We start from the raw sequence: 20,285 nt of genomic DNA, 5'->3' as shown, positions 1-20,285 counted from the left end.
TCAGTCGGGTTCAGTTGTGGTCGATCATGTCCATGTGGTCCTTGCCGAGGCGGTCGCCGACGGCCGGGGTGAGGTTGTCCAGCTTCTGGAGCACATCGGCGGACAGCGTGATGCCGTCGGCCGCGGCGTTCTCCTCCAGGTGGGAGACGCGACGGGTGCCGGGGATGGGGGCGATGTCGTCGCCCTGCGCCACCAGCCACGCCAGGCACAGCTGGCCGGGCGTGATGCCGACCTCGTCGGCGATCGCCTTGACCTGGTCGGCGACGCGCAGGTTCTGCCGGAAGTACTCGGCGTCGTTGAAGCGCGGCATGGTCGCGCGCAGGTCGACCTCGGCGTCGAACCAGTCCGTCGTACGGAAACCGCCGGCCAGGAAGCCGTGGCCCAGCGGAGCCCATGGCACGAAACCGATGCCCAGCTCCCGCGTCACCGGCAGGATCTCGGTTTCCGGGTCGCGGAACCACAGGGAGTACTCGGTCTGCACCGCGGTCAGCGGGTGTACGGCGTGGGCGCGGCGTATCGTGCCGGGGCCGGCCTCCGACAGGCCGAGGTGGCGGACCTTGCCCTCCTGGACCAGCTCGGCCATGGCGCCGACGGTCTCCTCGATGGGTGTGGCCGGGTCGACGCGGTGCTGGTAGTACAGGTCGATGTAGTCGGTGTCGAGCCGCTTGAGGGAGCCCTCGACCGCGGCCTTCACGGTGACCGGGCTGCTGTCGAGACCCTCCCGGCCGGTGTACGACACGAAGCCGAACTTCGACGTCAGCACCACCTGCTCGCGGCGGCGGCCCTTCAGCGCCTTGCCGACCAGTTCCTCGTTGAGGAACGGGCCGTACGCCTCGGCCGAGTCGATGTGCGTGACACCCAGGTCGAGCGCGCGGTGGATGGCGCGTACGCCTTCCGCGTTGTCGGCGTTGGCGCCCGTGTAGAGCGCGTTGATGGGCATCGCGCCCATGCCGATCTGGCTGACGTCCAGCTGTCCGCCCAGCTTGATGTGCTTCATGGTCGTGCTCCCTGTGGGTCGGGGGCCGTCTGCGCGATAGGGGCCGGAGGTCTCACGGGCGGCTGTCGAAATGTGTCGCGGCCGGACCTCCGGGCTCAGGCCGGCGGGGCCGCGTGCAGGGGCTCTCGGACGGAGATCTCCAACGACATCGACTCTTCCCCCATCACTCGCCGCGTGGCAGGGCGGGCTGTGCCGGGGAGCGGCGTTCCGGGGTGTGACAGGGCCCCCCACGCCTATGCCGGAGAGGTCGCGGCGCCCGCAGACTGGAGGCATGAAGAGTGAGCAGCAGAGCGGCACCGAGCTGGGGCGCTTCCTGCGCGCCCGCCGGGCCCGGGTGACCCCTGAGGAGGTCGGTCTGACGGCCGGTGCCGGTCTGCGCCGTACGCCGGGGCTGCGCCGCGAGGAACTGGCGACCCTGGCCGGCATCAGCATCGACTACTACGTCCGCCTGGAGCGCGGCAAGGAAACCCGGCCCAGTCCGTCCGTGGTCGACTCGCTGGCACGCGCCCTGCGCCTGGAGGAGGACGAGCACGAGCACCTGCGGAGCCTGGTCGCCCTCGCGGCGCGCACCCCTCCGGAGCCTCCGGCCGCGCCCAGCCGCACCGTCCGGCCGGGCGTGAAGCTGCTGCTGGAGAGCATGCGTCCGCACCCCGCGCACGTGGTCAGCCGCACAGGCGACCTGCTCGCTGCCAACCCGGGCGGACTGCGTCTGCTCGCCGGCATCGAGGACTGGCCGGCCAAGCAGCGAAACATCGCCCGCTACGTCTTCCTCCACCCCGCCGCGCGCGACCTGTTCCACGACTGGCACCACCAGGTCCGCGGCTGCGTCGCCCGTCTGCGTGCCCTGGCCGGCACCGACCCCGATGCCCCCGACCTCACCCAGCTCGCCGGTGAACTGCTTCTCAAGAGCCCGGAGTTCGCCCGCCTGTGGGAGCGCTACGACGTCACGGGGCACTCCTTCGGCCGCAAGACCTTCCACCACCCCGAGGTCGGCGACCTCACTCTCGGCTACCAGTCGATGGAGCTGGAAGGCACCTCCGGACACCGCCTGGTGACGTACTACGCCGAACCCGGCACTCCCGAGCACGATGCGATGGTCCTGCTCGACATGCTCGGACAGGAGCAGGCCGCGAAGAGGATGCAGGCGCATGGCGGCCCGCCGGCAGCCGCCGAGGCCGAGCCCTCCTCTCCCTCCTCCTGATCGCACCCCGTCTGTCGGTCGGCCGAGCGCGGTCGTGTTGCGACCTGCTCCACCGGCGGTCAGCCTGAGTCCCAAGCCCCACACCGCCGAGGAGTCACGCCGATGACGACGTGGACGAGCGATGAACTCGACAGCATCGAGCACGCGGAGGAACTGGAGATCGCGTCCCGGCGGCGCAGCGGCGCGCTGAGCAGTTGGCGGACGATCTGGGTCGTCCGCGTCGAGAACGACATCTACGTCCGCTCCGTCAACGGCCCCGGCTCCAGGTGGTATCGAGGTACGCGGGCCCGTCGGGAGGGCCGTGTCCAGGCAGGCGGCGTCGGGAAGGACGTCACCCTCGTCGACGCCGACGAAGAGATCGCCGACGCCGTCGATGCCGCATACCGCGACAAGTACGGCCACCACGCCGCGTACATCATCAAGGCCATCACCAGCCCCGAGGCGAGCTCCACGACCATGCGGCTCGACCCACGCTCTGAGGACGCGTAGTTGGAGAACGAGCACCACGGGCCGCTGCGGGGCGGTCCGCTCACCGGCACGCGGACCGCGCCGGCGAACAGCCGGGTGACCACCTTCGAGCTGTTCTTCGACCTGGTGTACGTCTTCACGCTCACCCAGATCACCCAGTACATGGCGCACGAGCACACCGGCTCAGGCGTGCTGCATGGAGTGCTGCTGCTGGCGCTGGTCTGGTTCTCCTGGTCCGCGTACGCCTGGCTGGGCAACCAGGCCCGCGCCGACCGCGGCGTCGTACGCGCGGGCATGGCATGCGCGATGGCCGGGGTGTTCGTGGTCGCGCTGACCGTCCCGGAGGCATGGCACGACCTGCCCGGCGGCCTGAAGGGTCCGCTGGTCCTGGCGTGCGCCTACCTGTTCGTACGTGTCGTGCACCTGGTCCTCTACAGCGTGCTGGCGCGTGGCGATCGCGGGCTACTGCGGCAGCTCGCCCTCTCCTGGCCGCCGGTCCTGGCAGGCTGCGGGCTCCTGATCGTCGGTGCGGCGGTCGGCGGCCGGTGGCAGACGGCACTGTTCGCGGCGGCGATCGCGGTGGACTGGGGTGGTGTGTATGCCACCTCCCGCCGGGGCAGCTGGCGCATCCACAGCGCCTGCTACTTCGCCGAGCGGCACGAGCTGTTCATCATCATCGCGATCGGCGAATCCCTGCTGGCCATGGGCGCCGGAGCCACGGACCACCCGGTCAGCCCGGGGCTGCTCGCCGCCGCCGTACTCGGCGTGGCCGCCGCGACCGGTCTGTGGTGGCTGTACTTCGACCTGGCGACCCTGATCGGCGAACGCCAACTGGACAAGGCGCAGGGCCGGGCCCGCCTCAGCCTGGCGGTCAACGCCTACGGCTATGCCCACTTCCCGATCATGGCCGGAGTCGTCCTGACCGCTCTCGGTATCGAGGGCGTCGTCGCCCACGCCGACGACGGCAAGGCGCTGGGCGGCTTCTACGCCTGGGCCCTGTGCGGCGGAACCGCCCTTTACGTCGCCGGGCTGCTGCTGTTCGGCCGGATCATGCTGAACGTATGGGGCGGCTTCCGCCTGACGGCCCTGTGCCTGCTGCTCGCAGGCATTCCCGCGGCGGCCGCACTCCCTCCGGTCGCCGCCCTGGCGGGCGTCGTCGTCATCTTGGCGGCGGTGGCCGCAGCGGAGACCCGCTGGTACGCGGAGCTGCGTCGCCACGTGGGCCGATGAGCTTGTTGATGCGGTCCTGTGGCTGAGCCCGCTGGGCGACCGGGCCGTCGGCGACCGGGTCGGCCCTGCGGTCCCGGCGGCCCCGGGCACGACACCCGCGCGACGACAACTTCATCCCTCACCCACATCACCGGGCGCCACCGCCGAAGGCCGAGTGGCCGTCACGGATGCGACGGTCGACGGCCGCGGTGGCCGAGGTCCTGGGCATGATCTCGTCGCAGCCGGACGGATGAAGGTTCGAACTCACCGCCGACGGGCCGCAGTCGGACCCGGAGTACCACTGGCTCCGGTACGAGGGGCAGCTCCTCGGCGCGAACCTTTACGACCACGGCCCCAACCAGCGCGGCACAGTCGTCGGCCGGGACCGCCACGACGCCTTCGCCTCAGGTCTCCCGGCGCGGCATTCTCCATCGACGGCTCATCCGCCGGGGCAGAGCGGCTGAACCCCTCCACCGGGCGGACTGAATCATCGCGAAGCCGGCAGAATCGCGCTCACCGAGTCACCGCGTCGGCGGCGGTCAGTTCTTCGGTATGTCGGCGGCCGACTGTAGGTTTCGCGTTTCGTGCGTCCCTTGTCGGCGCCGCCTCGCGTCGTGTCGCAGTTGCGGCTTGAGTGGTTCGTGCTGGCCGCGACACGGCAGATCCGCAGAGTGGTGTCCAAACGGGCTGGATGTAGCAGGTCACAGCGGTGAAGCCGGGCGGCCCGAATAACGGCGGGCGAGGGTGGTGTGCCGCTACCGCGCAGCCAGCCGTGCATCGCCCGGGGACCTGGGGTGTAAGCCGGTGAGGGCCAGCCGTCTGCCCGGGTCCGGGCTGCGGGCCCAGGCTTGGGCGGATTCACGGCCGCGGCTCTCGGTTCGTTACGGCGTAGTCAGCTCACCGGCGCGCAGCGCCGCGGTCACGCCGCCGTCCATCAGGAGGTCGGCTCCAGTGATGAAGCCGGCCTCGCGGCCGAGCAGGAAGGCGGCGGCAGCGGCGACCTCCTCGGAGGTGCCGAAGCGCTTGGCCGCCGAAGTCTCGCGCACCTTGTCGAACCACTCGCGGCGCGGGCCGGAGAGCTCGTCAAGGGCCAGCGGGGTGATGATCACGCCGGGGCTGACAGCGTTGACGCGGGCTCCGCGCTTGCCCCACGCGGCGGCGGCGGTCTGCACGCGCAGCGAGTTGGCCCGCTTGGACATGGCGTAGGCGTGGACGGAGGAGCCGAGCTGGTCGGGCTGGAGGAAGGGCAGCGCGAGCAGTTTCGAGGTCTCGGTCGTCGCGAGCGCGTGCTCGATCTCGCGCGTGTAGGGGCTCTCCCGGTGACCGGCCATGCTGGCGACCACGATGCCAGCCCCGCCGGGTGCGATCACGCGGGCGAAGGCGTCGAGGACATACGCCGTGCCGAGCAGATCGACGTGCAGCAGACGCTCGATGGTCGCCTGGGTGGGGGAGACGCCGGCAGCCTGGATCACCTGGGTGACCGCGCCCATCCCGGCGGCCGTGGCGGCCAGCGCCTCGACCTGGGCCAGATCGGAGATGTCGGTGGCCTGGACGGCCACCTCGTAGCCTTCGCCGCGCAGCTGTTCGGCGGCGGCCTGCGAGGTCTTTTCGTCGTGGGCGGCCAGCAGCAGGGTGCGGCCGGTGCCGACTCGGCGGGCGATCGCCAGGCCGATGCTGCCGGGGCCGATGACGACGACGATTTCCTTGGCGGCCTTGTTTTCGTTGCTCATGTTTCAAGCTCCTTCGTTCCATGTTCTCGGGGTGGTCGGCCGGGCCCTGGTCACGAGCTCGTGCCGACCCGTAGTGCTGTCCACACGCCGTTCGCGCAGGCGTAGCCGAAGGCCGGATGAGCTGCCAAGGGGCATGCGTGCCGTAGACGGTGGCGTCCGTGCAAGGTGCGGTTGTGAGGAGGGCCGTGTCGCCCGCAGGCGGACGGCGTCACCGTGCCCGACGAGCCAGACACTGCGACGGCTACCGAGCGTGCTGTCATCGCAGAGGAAGGCCATCCGGAGTAGAAGGCCAGACGCGTGATGGCCGCCTGTGGCTCGTCCACGGCGGGGGCGCTGGCCGGCGCCCGCTTCAGGTGCGAAGTGAGATGTCAGCCCAGTCCTTGGCGAACAGCACATCGTCGGTCAGCTCGACTGGCTGCAGCGCGAAATCACCGAACAGCCGCCGTGCGAGGGTCGGCTCGTCCGCTATGGGGTGGAACTCCTCTCATCGGTACGGGGAAGGAAACTTCACTCAGCCTGGCGCCTCCGCCCGCCGCGAGGCAGACCGCACTGATCAGGGGAACAGCAGGGCCCCCCACTCAACCGTCGCTCACCTGACTGTCGCGGAGCGCACAGGCACCTCGTCAAACCTTTCCACGCCCCGAGGCGTCCGTCGGCGGGGGACGAACCCACAGCCGTCTCCACATCACCCACAACGACGACAAGCGATCGGAGATCGCGTGGGCCGACTCATGCGGCGTGCGGTCCTATACCAGCTGCCGGATTCGGCCGGCGGCCTGCTCAGCGCCGTGCAGCAGTTCGGCGCTGCTGACAATGAAGACCTGCCAGCGCACTTGTCTGCCCCCCACAGGCCCAAATGCGCATGCGTGAGACGTGGCCGACGGACCGGTCAGTGCTCGGAGCGTCCCTCGACAATGGCGGCCAGGGCAACGCCTGCGCGTCGCCCCCGCCCATCCTGCTGCTCGTCGCCGGCGTACCGCTCGGCTTCGCCCCGTGCTGCGCGAGGTCCTTCTGCCGCCCGACGCGGTCGTGCTGATCTCCCGCCGGTGCTGCTGTACTGGGAGAGCCTGACGGCCTTCCCGATTTCCGCAGGAAATCCGTCGGGTCGGCTGGGCTCCGGATCGAGCCTTGCTGCTTCGGATCCCGGCTGACCCGCTAGGACGCCGCGTCGGCGAAAAGGGCAGAGAAGTTGATCTTCCCCTGTTGCAGTTTCGCGTCACGGGACTCGGCGAACCCGCCGTCGGTGACGTACAGCCGCTGTCTGCGCACCACGGTGGCGGTCGGCGAGGCGAGCCCGTCCGCGCCGGTCAGCACGGTCTTCTTGGCGCCGCTCGGGTAGACCACGGCGATCTCGTTGGAGCTGTTCAGCGCGGCGAACACCACGTTGGACCGCCGGCTCAGGAAGTTGAAGTCGTCTATGCCCACGACGCCGCTGGTCACGACGTGGACCCGGCCCGCCGATCCGGTGGCGGTGACCGGCACGCGCAGCAGGGTGCCCTGGCTGAAGTTGGAGACCCACACGGCGCCGTCGTGGAAACGGAGCCCGTTCGCGCCCAACGGCAGCGGGGATTCCGCCGGCGCGAGGGAGGCGTCGGTCAGCCAGCGAGTCGCCGTTCCGCCCGAAACCGGAACGGTCCAGACGGCACCCTTGAAGCTTTCGGCGACATACAGGGTGAGTCCGGCCGGGTCGATGGCCAGGCCGTTGGGGAGATCACCGGCGGGCAGGGCGGCGATGCGCCGGGGGCTTGCCCCAGAAGGCAGTTTCCACACGCCGGACCGGGCGGCGTCGGCGGATGACACGTTGTAGTAGACGGTGCCGTCGCGCCCGCGCGTGTTGCCGGTGATCATGTCGCCCGGCTGCCCGGCGACGAGCACCTCACGGTGGCCGGACACGTCGACCCGCACGAGCGCCGGCCGCCTGCCCGCCGAACCGCCCAGCATCGAGACGGTCAGCGAGCCGTCCGGGTTGAGGGTGACGTTCTCCGGCGCATCGCCGACGGCGAAGTCGAACGAGGCGATGGTCTTCACTTGAGTGACGACCGGCTTCGGCTGTGCCTGCTCTGTCGCCGCGGACGCGCACGGCGCCGAGACGAGGACGGCAGACGTCACGGCAACCGCCGCCGCGAGTCTGAACCGCTTCTTCAGGTGGATTCGTCTGTGGTTCATCGCATTCTCTTTGTGTTACGGCCGTGCCCTCACTCAGCCTGGGCACCCCTTAGCAGGGCGCGGACAGGCTGGGGAGAAGCAGCGGCTCCAGTAGCGGCTGCCCACGCAGGGTGAGCAGCTCGTCGGGCTTGGCCAAGTCGGCCGAGCTCAGTTCGATGTCCCCGCCCCCCGTCCCCCGCGTCGGCGTTGCCCAGACGCATCAGCCGAATTCGTCGCGGCAGGGAGCACCGTCCGGTACCTGGTCTGGCGGGGGTGACGGTCACAAGGTCGAGCGAGCACAGGCGATGTGTCCGGTGGTCTCAGGCGTCGCACGTGGCTACGTGGCCCAATGCCAAGCTAAGAGCTTGGCTTGGTATGTGACAGGCCGGGTTGTGCCGGGGAGCTGTGCTCCAGGCTGTGACACAGCCCCCCCCCACCCGCCGAACAGGCGGTGGGGACCCCGACGATTGAAAATCAGCCAGCCGATCGCTCATGTCGCCCAGCAATTCCATGGTCCCCGTCTCCTCGTCCAGTCCTAGGCGAGGGTCGCGCGGGCGTCGCCCGCGGAACGCCGGACGGCGGTGTCGGTCAGTTCCCTCACCTTGTCGGCGGGGACCGGGACGCCCGGGACCTCGAAGAACCAGCGCCCCATCTCCTCGTCGGTCAGCCCCGCAGGCCGTGTCGGCAAGTACGGCCGGACGTAGACGAGGGTGCCCGGCTCACTGCGCCAGCTGTCGGCGAGCGTGCCGATGTCCACGGCGTCGTAGCCCAGGACGTCCAGCAGCTCGGTCACCTGGGACTTGGCAGCCTTGTCGTCACCGGCGATGGGCAGGGCGCTACGGTCGTCGGCGTCGGCGGGCCGGGCGGAGGTGAACAGGCGCACGAAGTCGATGCTGTTGAAGGCCTTGACCACCTGGGAGTCGGCCAGGTGTCGCTGGACCAGGGCGCTGGAGGTCTGCTCGCCGGCGTCGAGCTCGGCGATCCGGTCGTCGCGCTCGGGGTAGTAGTTCATGGTGTCGATGACGGTCTTGCCGGCCAGGGCGGCGGCGGGGAGCTGCGCGTAGGTGTTCAGCGGGACGGTCGCCACCACCAGGTCGCCGGCTTGCGCGGCCTCCGCGGGTGTGGCCGCGCGAGCCTGCTCGCCTAGTTCGGCGACGAGGTCGGCGAGGGTCTCGGGGCCGCGGGAGTTGCTCAGTACGACATTCAGGCCGGCGGCGACCGCCAGGCGGGCCAACGCGCTGCCGATGTTGCCGGCGCCGATGAGGCCGAGGGTCTTGGTCACGGGTCGATATCCTTGTGGGTCGTGTGAGGTGGCGTGACGAGGCGGTCAGCGGCCGGCGGTGAGTACCGCGGTGCGCTGGGACCACGAGCCTGCGACGGCGGCGTCCAGCAGGAAGGCGGCGACGTCGGCTCGGGAGATCCTGGGCAGGCCGGGCAGGCGGTCGAGCGTGGTCAGGTCGACGGCGTGGACGTCGCCCGTGGCGGGCTTGTTGGTCAGCAGCACCGGGTAGGCCAGCGTCCAGTCCAGGCCGGAGGCGGTGAGGATCCGCTCCCCCGCGGCCTTGTCGGCGAACGTGGCCTTGCCGCCCGAGTTGTAGAGGAACCGGGCGAACGCGGAGGCTTTGGCCAGGGAGTCGCCGACCCCGAACGCCGACATGATCAGTACGCGTTTGGTACCGCTGTCCTCGGCGGCCCGGACCAGCGCACGCGTGGTGTCGGCGATCAGGTTCCCGGGATCCTTGACCCTGCCGAGACCGAGGGTGCTGACCACAGCGTCGGCGCCGCGCATCGCTTCGGCGAGCGCACGGGCGTCGCGGACGTCCCCTTCGACCACGGTCAGCCGGTCGGCCGGGGTGATCTTGGAGGCGTCGCGGACGAAGGCGACCACCTCGTGTCCGGCTGCGGTTGCCCGTTCCATGAACAGGGTGCCGGTGGCGCCGGTGGCGCCAAGGAGGAGGAATTTCATCGGCCAACGTCTCCCTTCAGGAGCCCTAGCGGCTCATACTTACGAAAGTACAGTACTTACTTTGAATAAGCACAGCACCCGTTTAGCATGAGCTCATGAGCCGAGGGACCGATCGCGTGGCCGGGATGAGCGTGTTCGATCCGCAGTGCACCTCGCGGGAGGTACTGGAGCACGCGACGGGCCGGTGGGGGGCCCTGACCCTCGCCGCCCTGGTCGAAGGTCCTCTGCGGTTCGCCGAGGTGCGTCGCAACGTGTCCGGGGTCTCCGACCGGATGCTGTGGCAGACCCTCCAGCGCCTGGAGGACGACGGCCTCGTCGCACGCACACCGCACCCCACGGTCGCCAGGCGGGTCGACTACGAGCTCACCGGCCTCGGCCGCCCGATAGCCGAACGCATCTGCGACCTGATCGACGCAATCTATGAGCAACTGCCCGGCATCGTCGCCCACCAACGCGCGAACGGCACCAGCTCGGCGTCACTCGCGGACGACACGGTCGACTGAGGGAGTTTTTGAAGCTCGCCGATGCGATCAGCGGGGGCAGTCCCCGCCGCCGCGCGCAAAGGGCGAGGTGCACTGTGGGCTAACAGGTCTGATGGACCACAGCGCGGGTACGTGTCCAGCCAGCGTCATCGAACACGCAGCTCACAGAGGTGCCACAAATGGAGCACAAGCGACAGACTGGCGGCCGGAGCGCCGACAGCGAGCTGGGCTGTTTCCTACGGGCCCGCCGAACCCAGGTCATGCCTGCGGACGTCGGCCTGCCCGTTGGTCCGGGGCCGCGCCGGACGCCAGGCCTTCGCCGTGAGGAGCTCGCGACGCTCGCCGGGGTGAGCATCGACTACTACACCCGACTCGAACGCGGGAAGGAGACCCGGCCCAGCCCGTCCGTCGTCGAGGCCCTCGCCTCCGCCCTGCGTCTGGGCGAGACGGAGCGCGCATACCTGCGCGACCTGGCCGCCCGCACGGCCCGCGGCGGCAACGGGACCGGGCGACCAGATCGCGCCGGGCATCCTCCGGCCGTGGACCGGGGCATCGAACTGCTCCTCCGGACACTGCGGCCCAACCCCGCCCACGTCGTCAGCCGCACCTACGAACTGCTCGCCGCCACCCCCAGCGGCCTGCGCCTGCTGCCCGGTATGACCGACACACCGCCCGAGGAGCGCAACGTCGTACGGTGGCTCGCCCTGCATCCGGGGGCCCGCGTCCTGTATCCCGACGACTGGGAGAACCAGATCCGCGGCTGCGTCGCCCGGCTGCGCGCACTCGCCGGCACCGACCCCGATACCCCGGGACTCGGCAGCCTCATTGCTGAACTGCGTGATAAAAGCCCCGACTTCGCCAAGTTGTGGGAGCACTACGACGTCCAGGGCCACACCACCGGCACAAAAACCTTCCACCACCCGGAGTTCGGCGTCTTCACGCTCGGATTTCAAGCCGTCGATCTGGACGGCACCGGCGGTCACCGCCTGATTTTCTACTACGCCGAGCCAGGCACTCCGGCGTATGACGTGATGGTGCTCCTCGACATGGAACAGCCCCAGACCGGGACCGGGTTGGCCGCCGGCACCCCCACGGCCAACCGGTACGGCTGACGGCCACGGACGCGCACGTGTTCAGGAACTGGTCAGCTCCCCGGTGCGCAGCGTCGCGATCGTGCCGCCTTCCATCACGAGGTCGGCCCCCTCGACGAAACCCGTTTCGGGAACCCCTGAGAGAAGCTCGTGGTGCGAGTCGCCGCAGATGTAGCTGGTGCGAAGTCCCGGCACAAGAAGCCGGAGAATGTCCGCCCCTGCGTCCCCCCCGTCGAAGGCCGTCACAGAGCTGACCAGCCTGCCGGCGCCTGGCGATGCCCCGCGCTGAGTCAACACGGGTCGGGAACGGGAAGCGGCTGACATTGGGCTGCCATGCCCGCGCCAGCTGGGTTGGATCCCACCCGGTTCTGAAGGGGCTGCCCCACAGTGAGTGCTCAGGTGTTCGAGTCCTCGTAGGCCAGGTTGGCGCCAAGCTCGCGGGATGCCTCGGCCTGTGCCAGCAGTTCCTGGGCTTTGGCCTTCACGCCCTCGATGGCGTCGGCACCGGCGACGAAGCGCAGCGGCGGCTCCTGCTGGTCGGCGATGGTCAGGAGGGCGCGGGCGAGCTTGGCGGGGTCGCCTGACTGCTGGCCGTTCATGCTCTTCCAGCCCGCGATCGTTGCGGTGGTGCGCTCGGCGTAGTCGTCGATGGTCGGCTCCGGCCAAGTGGTGGAGCCTTCCACAAGCAGCTCTGTGCGGAAGAAGCCGGGTTCCACGACCGTGGTGTGGATGTTGTACGGCTCCACGTCGAAGCGCAGCGACTCCATCCAGCCCTCCACGCCGAACTTGGAGGCGGCGTAGGCGACGCAGAACTCCTGCCCGATGATGCCGGCGGAGGAGGACAGGGTGATGACGTGGCCAGCGCGCTGCTTGCGCATGATCGGCAGGATGGCTCGGGTGACGTTCATCGGGCCCAAGAGGTTGGTCTCGATCTGCTGGCGCATCTGCGCGGGCGGGATCTCCTCGAAGTAGCCGGCGAAGAAGTTCCCGGCGTTGTTGATCAGGACGTCGATGCGGTCGAAGCGGTCGACAGCGGTCTGCGCTGCGGCCTCGGCGTCCTCGAGGCTGGTGACGTCCAGCTGGGTGACCAGCAGGTTGTCCTGCGGCCCGCCCAGGGTCTTCTCGACCTCCTCGGGGCGGCGGCCGGTGGCGACGACCTGGTGGCCGGCGGCGAGGGCCTCGCGGGCGATGTCCGTGCCCAGACCGCGTCCGGCACCGGTGACGAGAATGACCTTGCTCATGAGAAATGTCCTTTCAGGCGCCGTGATCCGGCACCCCGGTGTGTCAACCACTGTTGAAGATGCGGGAGTTCGCGTGTCTGCGGGAGAGCTGCAACGTCAAGGGCACCAGCCGCGGCCGCAAGACCTTCCCCGACTCCGACGTCGGCGAAGTCGCCCTCGACTTCCAGTCCAGGGAGCCGGAAGGCGTGTCGGTCAGGATCGTGTACGCCGTTGCTGTTCCGCCAGCTTGTCCGGATGCGCGGCGGGCTCGGGTGCGGTCAGGTCGAGCAGGAGCATGGCGTCGTGGTCGGGGGTGCCGGGTTCGGCGGTGTAGACGCCGAGGCGTTGGCCAGGGGTGTCTTCGAGGTGCATGCTCTGGCCGCTGAGGGTGAGGACACCGACGTCGGGGTGGTGGAAGGTCTTCTGGATCTTCTTGCGACCGACGACGTCGTAGCGCTCCCACAGCTTGACGAAATCGGGGCTCTTGAGCAGGAGTTCACCCACCAGGTCGGTGAGGTCGGGGGCGTCCGGGTCGATGCCGGACTGGGCGCGCAGCCGGGCTACGCAACCGCGGACCTGGTAGTCCCAGTCTGGAAAGAGGATGGGCGCGGTGGGGTGGAGGAAGAGGTAGCGGGCGATGTTGCGCTGGGTGGCGGGCCAGTCGGCGAGTCCCGCGAACAGGGCGAGGCCGCCGGGGTTCCAGGCGAGCAGGTCCATGCTGCGGCTGATGACGTAGGCGGGGCTCGGACGCAGTGTCTCCAGGACCAGCTTCAGGTGCGGGCGCACGGTGCGGCTCGGCGGCGGAGGAGGCTCGGGGGCGTACCGCGCGGCCCGGGTGGCGAGCTCGCGCAGGTGCTGGTGCTCGGCGTCGTCGAGGTGCAGGGCGCGGGCGATCGCGTCGAGCACGGCAGGGCTGGGACGGGTCTCCTTGCCGCGCTCGAGGCGGACGTAGTAGTCGATGCTGATACCGGCGAGTGTGGCCAGTTCCTCGCGGCGCAGACCAGGGGTGCGGCGCAGTCCGGTGCCCACGGTGAGGCCGACCTGGTCGGGGCTCGTCTGAGTACGCCGCGCGCGCAGGAACTGGCCCAGCTCTCCGCCGTCGCCCCTGTCTGTGCTCTGCTCGGATGCCATGCCGTCAGTGTCACACCGCGTTGACCTGGGTGGCAGGCGCGTGGGGGGCCCTGTCATTACCCCGAACGCCGCTCCCCGGCACAGCTCGACCTGCCACCTGGGTCGCAATGGCGGGATGCTCGAAGAACCCGCGAAATGTAAGGACCCCCCATGCAGACCGTCACCCTCAACAACGGCGTCGAGATGCCGATCCTCGGCTTCGGCGTCTACCAGATTCCGCCGGAGCAGACCGAGCAGGCCGTCACCGAGGCCCTCGCAGCCGGTTACCGGCTGCTCGACACCGCCGCTGCGTACGGCAACGAGGAGGCCGTCGGCCGGGCGATCAAGAACAGCGGCATCCCGCGCGAGGAGCTGTTCGTCACGACCAAGCTGTGGGTCCAGGACGCGCCCGCCGAGGAGAACACCAAGCGCGCCTTCGAGACCTCGCTGAACAAGCTCGGCCTGGACCACCTCGACCTGTACCTGATGCACCAGCCCTACGGCGACGTGTACGGCCAGTGGCGCGCCATGGAGGCCCTCAACCGCGAGGGCCGCGTCAGGGCGATCGGTGTCGCCAACTTCTACCCCGACCGGCTTCTCGACCTCGTCCTCAACAGCAAGGTCACGCCCGCGGTCAACCAGATCGAGACCCACCCGTTCTTCCAGCGCACGGCCGACCAGGAGCTCATGCGCGAGCACGGGGTGCAGATCCAGTCGTGGGGCGGGTTCGCCGAGGGCAAGAACGACATCTTCACCCACCCCGTCCTGAGCGAGATCGGCACGAGCCATGACAAGTCGGTGGCACAGGTCGTCCTCCGCTGGCTGACCCAGCGCGGCGTCGTCGCGATCCCCAAGTCGGTCCGCGCCGACCGTATGGCGGAGAACTTCGACATCTTCGACTTTGAGCTCACCGGCGACCAGATGGCGGCCATCGCCACGCTGGAGACCGGGGCGACGCTGTTCTTCGACCACCACGACCCGGCGATGGTCAACTGGCTCAGCGCACGGCGGCTGGAGGCTTGAGCCGACAGGCGGCACCGCACCAGAACAAGCTCTCGCGCGAGCACTCCTCCCGTACGGCCCTAAACACCCGCCCAGGAGGGGCACCTTCATGGCGTCCTCAGACGGCCCCCACCTCACGGACCAGGACCTCACCATGTCCCAGAAGCAGCACATCACCGACGTACTCATGGTCGGCGCGACCGGCAGCATCGGGCGGCTCGCGGTGGAGGCCGCACAGCGGCACGGCCTGCGCCTGCGGGCACTGGTACGCGACGTGCGCCGCGGAGAGCGGCTGCTCCCCGGCGTCGAACTGGTGCGGGGCGACCTCGAGGATCCCGCCTCCCTGCGGAACGCGGTCGAAGGAGCCGATGCCATCGTCCTCACCCACGGCTCCGGCGGCGACCCCGAGACCCGCCGCCGTGTCGACTACGGCGGCGTGCGCAACCTCCTGCGGGCTCTCGGCGGCGCCCAGCCGCGTGTGGCACTGATGACCTCCATCTACGCCACCCGCAGCGACATCCCGGGCAACTCTCCCTGGAAGCGGCGCTCCGAGCGCCTTCTGCGTGTCAGCGGCCTGCCGTACACCATCGTCCGACCCGGCTGGTTCGACCAGGCCGGCCCCACCCAGCGGCGCCTCGTACTGGAACAGGGCGGCACGGTCGACGGCGGAATCGCCCGCGACCAGATCGCCGAGACGCTCGTCCGAAGCCTGCTGACGGACACCGCGTTGGGCAAAACGTTCGAGCTCATCGCCGAAGAGGGGAAGGAGCCAGCCAACTGGACGGAACTCTTCAGCGCCCTGAAGACTGACGAATCCGGCTCTGTGGACGGCGTGTTGGACCCGTCCGACCTTCCCGTCGACGCTGAGCCGCAGGCAGTACGCGCGGATCTCGATGCCTTCCGTTCCTCTCACGGAACCAGCGGATGACGGCGGGCGGATTCGTTACACGGAAGGGCGAACCCGCCGCACCAGGGCGACGGACGCTCCTGCGCGGCGTACTTCTAGGAGGAGTCACCGTCATGACCGGTGTCCAGATCACAGGCTGTTCCACGTCGCACTCCAGTGGGGCGACGCCGGAAGCCAGTGAGCGACCTGCGGCGACGCCCTCGTCCGGGAAGCGGCTCCTGCTGGCCTACTTCTCCCGGCCGGGAGAGAACTACTTCAACGGCGGACGCACCAACCTCAAGATCGGAAACACGGAGGTACTCGCCCGCATGATCAGCGAGCACATCGAGTGCGACGTGCACCGCATCGAAGCGGCCGAGGCCTACTCCGACGACTACGACGCGACGGTCGCGCGCAACGTCCGGGAACAGGACGCCGATGCCCGGCCGGCTATCGCCAACCCCCTGTCCTCGATCGACCGTTATGACGTGGTGCTTCTGGCCAGCCCCATCTGGAACGTTCGAGCGCCCATGATCATGTCGACCTTCGCCGAGAGCTACGACTTCCGCGGCAAGACGGTCCATCCGGTCACGACGTACGCGATGAGCGGACTGGGAACGGCCGTGCGCGACTACGCGGCAGTTTGTTCGGGCGCGACCATCGGGGAAGGGCTGGCGGTGCGCGGCGAGGAAGTCGGGAAGGCCGATGCCGAGGTCAGGTCGTGGCTGCGGCGCGTCGGTGCGCCGAGGTCCTGACGTCCATGCAGGGAACCGCCGTCAGGCCCGGATCCCGCATCCTGGCCGCCGTGGGCGACGCCGGCGCCTTCCCGCCACCACCCACCTGACCTCCTACGGGGTTCTGGCTCCCACGACCCACCGCCCGGGCACCTCCATTCGTGGCGAAGGACCACCCCTCGGTGGCAACAAGCTCCTCAAGCGGGCCCTGTTACTGGCCTCGTTCGCCTCGCTGATGGGCAGAACGCCCTTCTGCCGGGCGCCTTGAACACCACGAGCAGTGTGGACGCGCAGGTGATGCCAGCAGGCATACACCACCCCGGCCGCCCGAGGCGGCGTATGGCAGCCCAGTCTCCTCCTCCACCAGCACATCAGTGGCGCACAGCGTGCCCACCCATGCTCGGGCAGGCACAACGGTGGCGAACACCAGGGCAGTCAGCACAGACGGAGAAGGCCGTCTGGCTGTGCGAACGCCCTGGGCCCGTCGGTAGGAGAGCCGACAGTGTCGAACCACCAGGCCGAGGCTCTCGTGTCTCCGTTCGTGCCGGCGGCCGTCCGTAGCCACCACACACAGGCACCTGCTTGGTGATGCGCCAGACAGACAGCATCCAGCCTCACCCACGGCCTCTCGGTCCGTCGGGCTGGAGATGGGTGGCACGCTGACTCCTTGTTGCGTGGCGGCCCTGGGCTGTCGTCAGGCTGCGGCGCGTTCCCGGACGGCGTCGAGGTCGTCGCGGACCCGCTGCGGCTCGGCGTCGAGCGGCATGTTGGCCTCGTCCCGTACGGCGTCGAGGGAGCCGGGCGGGTCCTGGTCCAGCGCCGCGAACAAGGACCCCAAGTCGCTTGGTGCGGCTCCCTGTTCGGCCACCAGCTCGAAGGTGCGGCCAGCCGCCTCGAGTGCGGTGAGGGCCCCACCAGGACCCGTGCGATGTCGGCGCGCGCGACACGTCCGTCGGCGGTCGCCTTGGAGGAACACCAGCTGGTGTTCGTCGGGTCCGTTCATGTCGAACCAGCCCGGCCGCACGATGGTGAATGTGAGGCCGCTGGCCCGCACCAGTCGCTCCGAGCGACGCTTCCACTCCAGCAGATGGCCGTAGCTGCTGCTGCGGGTGGTGGCCCCGATGGAGGTCATCAGCGCCACGCGGGGCCGTGCGCCGTCCAACGAGGCGAGGGCGGTCAGGACGTTGCGTACGCCTGCGTAGTCCACCGTCTCCGGCGAGGAAGCGCCGGTGCCGAAGGAGCCGAGGGTGAGCACCATCGCGTCGGCGCCGGCCACCACCTCGGACAGGGTCTCGGGCCGGGTGACATCGCCGACGGCAAGCTCGGCTCGGCGGAAAGCAACTGGGCGCCCTTCGCGCGGTCACGCACCAGGGCCCGGACGGTGTGTCCGCGGGCGATCGCCTCGGCCACCACGAGTCGTCCCATGCTGCCGGTGGCGCCGACCACCAGCACGGTCAGGGGCTGTTCTGCCATGTTCGTATCCTCCTCGCCAGGGCACGGGCGGGATGAGCGCCCGTGCCGTCGGTCTCACTCGGGCGTCGCGATCGCGACGCCCTGTGCGTCAAGTCCGCCCCCGCACGGGGCGATTCTCAGTGCCCTCGTACGGCGTCCACGTGGGGGCCTGTCATGCCTGCGTCGGCTTCGCGAGGCTCCCGCCGTCGATCACGAACCGGTAGCGGACGTCGGAGGTGAGGATCCGCTCGTAGGCGGTGTTGATTCTCCTGCGCGTCGATCAGCTCGATGTCGGCCGCGACGCTGTGCTCGGCCGCGAAGTCGAGCATCTCCTGCGTCTCGGCGATGCCGCCGAACAGCGATCCCACGAAGGACCGGCCGTTCTGGAGGAGGGTGAAGACCTCCATCGGCATCGGCTCGGTCGTCACACCGACGTTCACCATGGTGCCGTGCAGGCGCAGCATCCCGAGGTAGTCGGAGAGAGACACGGGCGCGCTGACGGCGTTCAGGATGATGTCGAAGGTGCTGGCCAGTTCAGTGAACGCCGAAGCCGTCACCGGTCACGGCGTAGTGGTCGGCGCCGAGGGCCGCGGCGGCCTCGCGCTTGCTGCTGGACTGCGACAGGACGGTCACGTCGGCGCCCATGGCCTTGGCCATCTTCACGCCGAGGTGGCCGAGTCCGCCGAGGCCGACCACCGCGACCTTGGTGCCGGGCCAGGCACCGAACCGCTTGAGCGGGAGTAGACGGTGATGCCGGCGCACAGCAGCGGAGCGGCGGCGGCCGGGTCGAGGGTCTCGGGGATGCGGACGACGAAGTCCTCCGGGGCGACGATCGCCTCGGAGTAGCCGCCCTGGGTGTGGGCGCCGGGCTCGGCGGGGTCGGGGGCCCCGAAGACAAGGGTGTTTCCCTTTAGGCAGTACTGCTCCTGGCCTGCCTCGCAGTTCTCGCACGTGCGGCAGGAGTTGACCATGCAGCCGATGCCGACCAGGTCGCCGACCTGATGGCGGGAGACCTCGGGGCCGATCTCAGTGACCCGGCCGACGATCTCGTGGCCGGGCACGAGCGGGCTGATGGCCAGCGGGCCGAACGTCCCGTCGACGTAGTTCATGTCGGAGTGGCAGATCCCGCAGTACAGGATGTCGAGCTCGACGTCGTGCGGGCCGACGTCGCGGCGCTCGATGGTGACGGGAACGAGCGGCTTGCCTGCTTCATGGGCGCGGAACGCGTTGACTGTGGTGGGCATACTGATTCCCGCCCTTCCGTCCCGTCTTCGAGCGATCCCGCCGAGCAGCACCTTCACCACGCCCATCATCACCTTGTACCGCGAGTCCGGAATGGACGGCGACTAGCCACGCGCCAGGTCCGCCAGCGCTGCCGCGACCAGCTTGTACGCGTCGAGCCACATCCCGTTCGGGATTCTGTCCATACTGTTCTCGGGCTGCACGAAGCCCGGGCACAGCGCCATCAGCCGTGCGCCACTGCCCGCCAGGTCCTTCCCGGAGCCCCATCAGCAAGGGCTCGACGCGCACAGGACGGTGAGGCAGCAGCTCCGAACCGCGCTCAGGCGACCTCGGCAGGCCACTTGCGGCCTGACGCTCCGTACTCGCTCGTTCTGACCTGAGTCGGGCACGCGCGCCCAGGCATGAGGTCGGGACTCGAAGCCGCATCGACATGCGTGCCGGCAACTCAGTCGTCAGCGGTCACCGCTACGAACGTGGCGGCGACATCGTCGACCACGACACACGCCCGGTGCGCCGGCACACCGGCCGCGACGAGCGTGACGACGGTGACCCGGGTGCCGTTGTCCTCCAGCGCTCCGGTGTTGACCTGCTCCAGCAGCGCAACTGTCATCGCCTCCAGTCCGGCGCTCAGTACGGCTGGCGGCACATGGCCGTGGAAGACACCGTCCCGCTGTCCCCGCTCCAGAACGGCCGTAACCGCGTCGCGGGCCGGTGCCAGGATCTCGGCGACCCGTTCTGTGCCCAGGTCGTGCCGGGCCAGCGCGAGAAGCATCCGGTAGCGGTCTCCTACGGGCCACATCGACAACGAGAAGTACGCGAGGGCCCGCTCGGCTGGCTCCGTAGGCTTCACGCCGGTAGCAATCGCGTCCCGGAGGGTCTCGGCAGCCTCCTCGGCAAGCGCCTCAAGCAGCGCCGTCCGTCCGGGAAAGTGCCCAAAGAGCGTGCGCCGCACGACACCGGAGGCCCGCGCCAGCTCCTCCAACGTGATGTCTGGGTTCTTCCCGAGCTCCCGGCGGGCCGTAGCCAGGATGCGCGCCCGGTTGGACCGCGCGTTACGTCGCTGCGGCACGCGGGCAACGGGCTTGGTCACGGACAACCTCGACGGATCATGCGGAGAACGACAGAACCAGGCAATCGACAGAACGGAACGAATGGCTCATCCATTCTGACACGCGGGACCTTCGCGTTATCCGGAGCTTCGAAGCGGGACCAGAAACCAGGCCCGGCGAGCAGCCGGACCAGTGCCGACGCCGGGAGGAGAACAACCCGTCTTCGTCGGCGGGTAGGACGTCGCCGGGCTTGAACATGACGCCCCGCCGGACACCGGCACGTCGGCCTCATGGTGCCCAG

At 69.5% G+C, this 20,285-nt stretch carries 18 protein-coding genes and 4 pseudogenes; 8 read left to right on the top strand and 14 right to left on the bottom strand.

Annotated elements, in window-relative coordinates:
* Positions 1–10: 10 nt before the first annotated feature.
* On the bottom strand, positions 11–997 hold the full coding sequence (locus PUR53_RS40440) for an aldo/keto reductase (RefSeq protein WP_329911781.1): 987 nt from the start codon (positions 995–997) through the stop codon (positions 11–13).
* Positions 998–1,268: 271 nt separating this feature from the next.
* Between PUR53_RS40440 and PUR53_RS40435 the strand changes: the two genes are divergently transcribed.
* The 3 genes from PUR53_RS40435 to PUR53_RS40425 all read left to right on the top strand — a co-directional run bounded on the left by PUR53_RS40435 (position 1,269) and on the right by PUR53_RS40425 (position 3,896).
* On the top strand, positions 1,269–2,198 hold the full coding sequence (locus tag PUR53_RS40435; RefSeq protein ID WP_329911780.1) for a helix-turn-helix transcriptional regulator: 930 nt from the start codon (positions 1,269–1,271) through the stop codon (positions 2,196–2,198).
* A 102-nt stretch (positions 2,199–2,300) separates the two neighbouring features.
* The gene (locus PUR53_RS40430; protein ID WP_329911779.1) at positions 2,301–2,687 is read left to right on the top strand and encodes a DUF2255 family protein; all 387 of its coding nucleotides are present in this window, start codon (positions 2,301–2,303) and stop codon (positions 2,685–2,687) included.
* Positions 2,688–3,896, top strand: coding sequence for a low temperature requirement protein A (locus PUR53_RS40425; RefSeq protein WP_329911778.1), 1,209 nt, complete (start codon positions 2,688–2,690; stop codon positions 3,894–3,896).
* Positions 3,897–4,050: 154 nt separating this feature from the next.
* On the opposite strand, the pseudogene PUR53_RS40420 reads toward PUR53_RS40425, so the two are convergent.
* The 5 genes and pseudogenes from PUR53_RS40420 to PUR53_RS40400 all read right to left on the bottom strand — a co-directional run.
* Positions 4,051–4,146 (bottom strand): annotated as a pseudogene (locus PUR53_RS40420) (ATP-binding protein); the annotation flags it as partial.
* A 610-nt stretch (positions 4,147–4,756) separates the two neighbouring features.
* On the bottom strand, positions 4,757–5,605 hold the full coding sequence (locus PUR53_RS40415; RefSeq protein ID WP_329911777.1) for an SDR family oxidoreductase: 849 nt from the start codon (positions 5,603–5,605) through the stop codon (positions 4,757–4,759).
* Between the two features lie 1,155 nt (positions 5,606–6,760).
* Entirely contained in the window at positions 6,761–7,771 is a 1,011-nt protein-coding gene (locus tag PUR53_RS40410; RefSeq protein ID WP_329911776.1) for an SMP-30/gluconolactonase/LRE family protein, read from the bottom strand.
* Positions 7,772–8,285: 514 nt separating this feature from the next.
* Positions 8,286–9,041: pseudogene (locus PUR53_RS40405) on the bottom strand (NADPH-dependent F420 reductase); the annotation flags it as partial.
* Positions 9,042–9,077: 36 nt separating this feature from the next.
* On the bottom strand, positions 9,078–9,716 hold the full coding sequence (locus PUR53_RS40400; RefSeq protein WP_329911775.1) for an NAD(P)-dependent oxidoreductase: 639 nt from the start codon (positions 9,714–9,716) through the stop codon (positions 9,078–9,080).
* 95 nt (positions 9,717–9,811) lie between these two features.
* Between PUR53_RS40400 and PUR53_RS40395 the strand changes: the two genes are divergently transcribed.
* Both PUR53_RS40395 and PUR53_RS40390 read left to right on the top strand, forming a co-directional pair.
* On the top strand, positions 9,812–10,219 hold the full coding sequence (locus PUR53_RS40395; RefSeq protein WP_329911774.1) for a winged helix-turn-helix transcriptional regulator: 408 nt from the start codon (positions 9,812–9,814) through the stop codon (positions 10,217–10,219).
* Positions 10,220–10,377: 158 nt separating this feature from the next.
* Positions 10,378–11,310 carry a helix-turn-helix transcriptional regulator gene (locus PUR53_RS40390; RefSeq protein ID WP_329911773.1) on the top strand — a complete coding sequence of 311 codons (933 nt, stop codon included), beginning with the start codon at positions 10,378–10,380 and terminating at the stop codon, positions 11,308–11,310.
* A 21-nt stretch (positions 11,311–11,331) separates the two neighbouring features.
* Here the strand turns inward: PUR53_RS40390 and PUR53_RS40385 are convergent, their stop codons facing one another.
* The 3 genes from PUR53_RS40385 to PUR53_RS40375 all read right to left on the bottom strand — a co-directional run bounded on the left by PUR53_RS40385 (position 11,332) and on the right by PUR53_RS40375 (position 13,640).
* A complete protein-coding gene (locus PUR53_RS40385; RefSeq protein WP_329911772.1) occupies positions 11,332–11,535 on the bottom strand; it encodes a hypothetical protein in 204 nt (67 codons plus the stop codon).
* 149 nt (positions 11,536–11,684) lie between these two features.
* The gene (locus PUR53_RS40380; protein ID WP_329911771.1) at positions 11,685–12,530 is read right to left on the bottom strand and encodes an SDR family oxidoreductase; all 846 of its coding nucleotides are present in this window, start codon (positions 12,528–12,530) and stop codon (positions 11,685–11,687) included.
* A gap of 192 nt (positions 12,531–12,722) precedes the next feature.
* Positions 12,723–13,640 (bottom strand): helix-turn-helix transcriptional regulator, encoded by a 918-nt coding sequence (locus PUR53_RS40375; RefSeq protein WP_329911769.1) that lies wholly within the window; start codon positions 13,638–13,640, stop codon positions 12,723–12,725.
* Positions 13,641–13,790: 150 nt separating this feature from the next.
* Here PUR53_RS40375 and PUR53_RS40370 point away from each other — a divergent pair, with 150 nt between their 5' ends.
* The 3 genes from PUR53_RS40370 to PUR53_RS40360 all read left to right on the top strand — a co-directional run bounded on the left by PUR53_RS40370 (position 13,791) and on the right by PUR53_RS40360 (position 16,262).
* Positions 13,791–14,642: an aldo/keto reductase gene (locus PUR53_RS40370; RefSeq protein WP_329911767.1), complete on the top strand. Its 852-nt coding sequence runs from the start codon at positions 13,791–13,793 to the stop codon at positions 14,640–14,642.
* Positions 14,643–14,730: 88 nt separating this feature from the next.
* Positions 14,731–15,549: an SDR family oxidoreductase gene (locus PUR53_RS40365; protein ID WP_329911766.1), complete on the top strand. Its 819-nt coding sequence runs from the start codon at positions 14,731–14,733 to the stop codon at positions 15,547–15,549.
* A gap of 92 nt (positions 15,550–15,641) precedes the next feature.
* Positions 15,642–16,262, top strand: coding sequence for a flavodoxin (locus tag PUR53_RS40360; protein ID WP_329911764.1), 621 nt, complete (start codon positions 15,642–15,644; stop codon positions 16,260–16,262).
* 673 nt (positions 16,263–16,935) lie between these two features.
* On the opposite strand, the gene PUR53_RS40355 is transcribed toward PUR53_RS40360, so the two are convergent.
* From PUR53_RS40355 to PUR53_RS40335, 5 genes and pseudogenes are all read right to left on the bottom strand, one after another.
* The gene (locus PUR53_RS40355) at positions 16,936–17,520 is read right to left on the bottom strand and encodes an NAD(P)H-binding protein (RefSeq protein ID WP_329911762.1); all 585 of its coding nucleotides are present in this window, start codon (positions 17,518–17,520) and stop codon (positions 16,936–16,938) included.
* Positions 17,418–17,666, bottom strand: a complete 249-nt coding sequence (locus PUR53_RS40350) for a hypothetical protein (RefSeq protein ID WP_329912000.1) — start codon at positions 17,664–17,666, stop codon at positions 17,418–17,420. The genes PUR53_RS40355 and PUR53_RS40350 overlap by 103 nt, the downstream gene beginning before the upstream one ends.
* A gap of 199 nt (positions 17,667–17,865) precedes the next feature.
* Positions 17,866–18,937: pseudogene (locus tag PUR53_RS40345) on the bottom strand (NAD(P)-dependent alcohol dehydrogenase).
* Positions 18,903–19,198: pseudogene (locus PUR53_RS40340) on the bottom strand (hypothetical protein); the annotation flags it as partial. The pseudogenes PUR53_RS40340 and PUR53_RS40345, both read right to left, overlap by 35 nt.
* A 182-nt stretch (positions 19,199–19,380) precedes the next feature.
* Entirely contained in the window at positions 19,381–20,025 is a 645-nt protein-coding gene (locus tag PUR53_RS40335; protein ID WP_329911760.1) for a TetR/AcrR family transcriptional regulator, read from the bottom strand.
* Between the last annotated feature and the right edge of the window lie 260 nt (positions 20,026–20,285).

The sequence above is a fragment of the Streptomyces sp. SP18BB07 genome (assembly GCF_036322545.1).
GTDB classification, from domain to species: Bacteria; Actinomycetota; Actinomycetes; order Streptomycetales; family Streptomycetaceae; genus Streptomyces; species Streptomyces deccanensis.
Note: the sequence above shows the minus strand (reverse complement) of the source record. Positions and strands in the feature narration are given on the sequence as shown.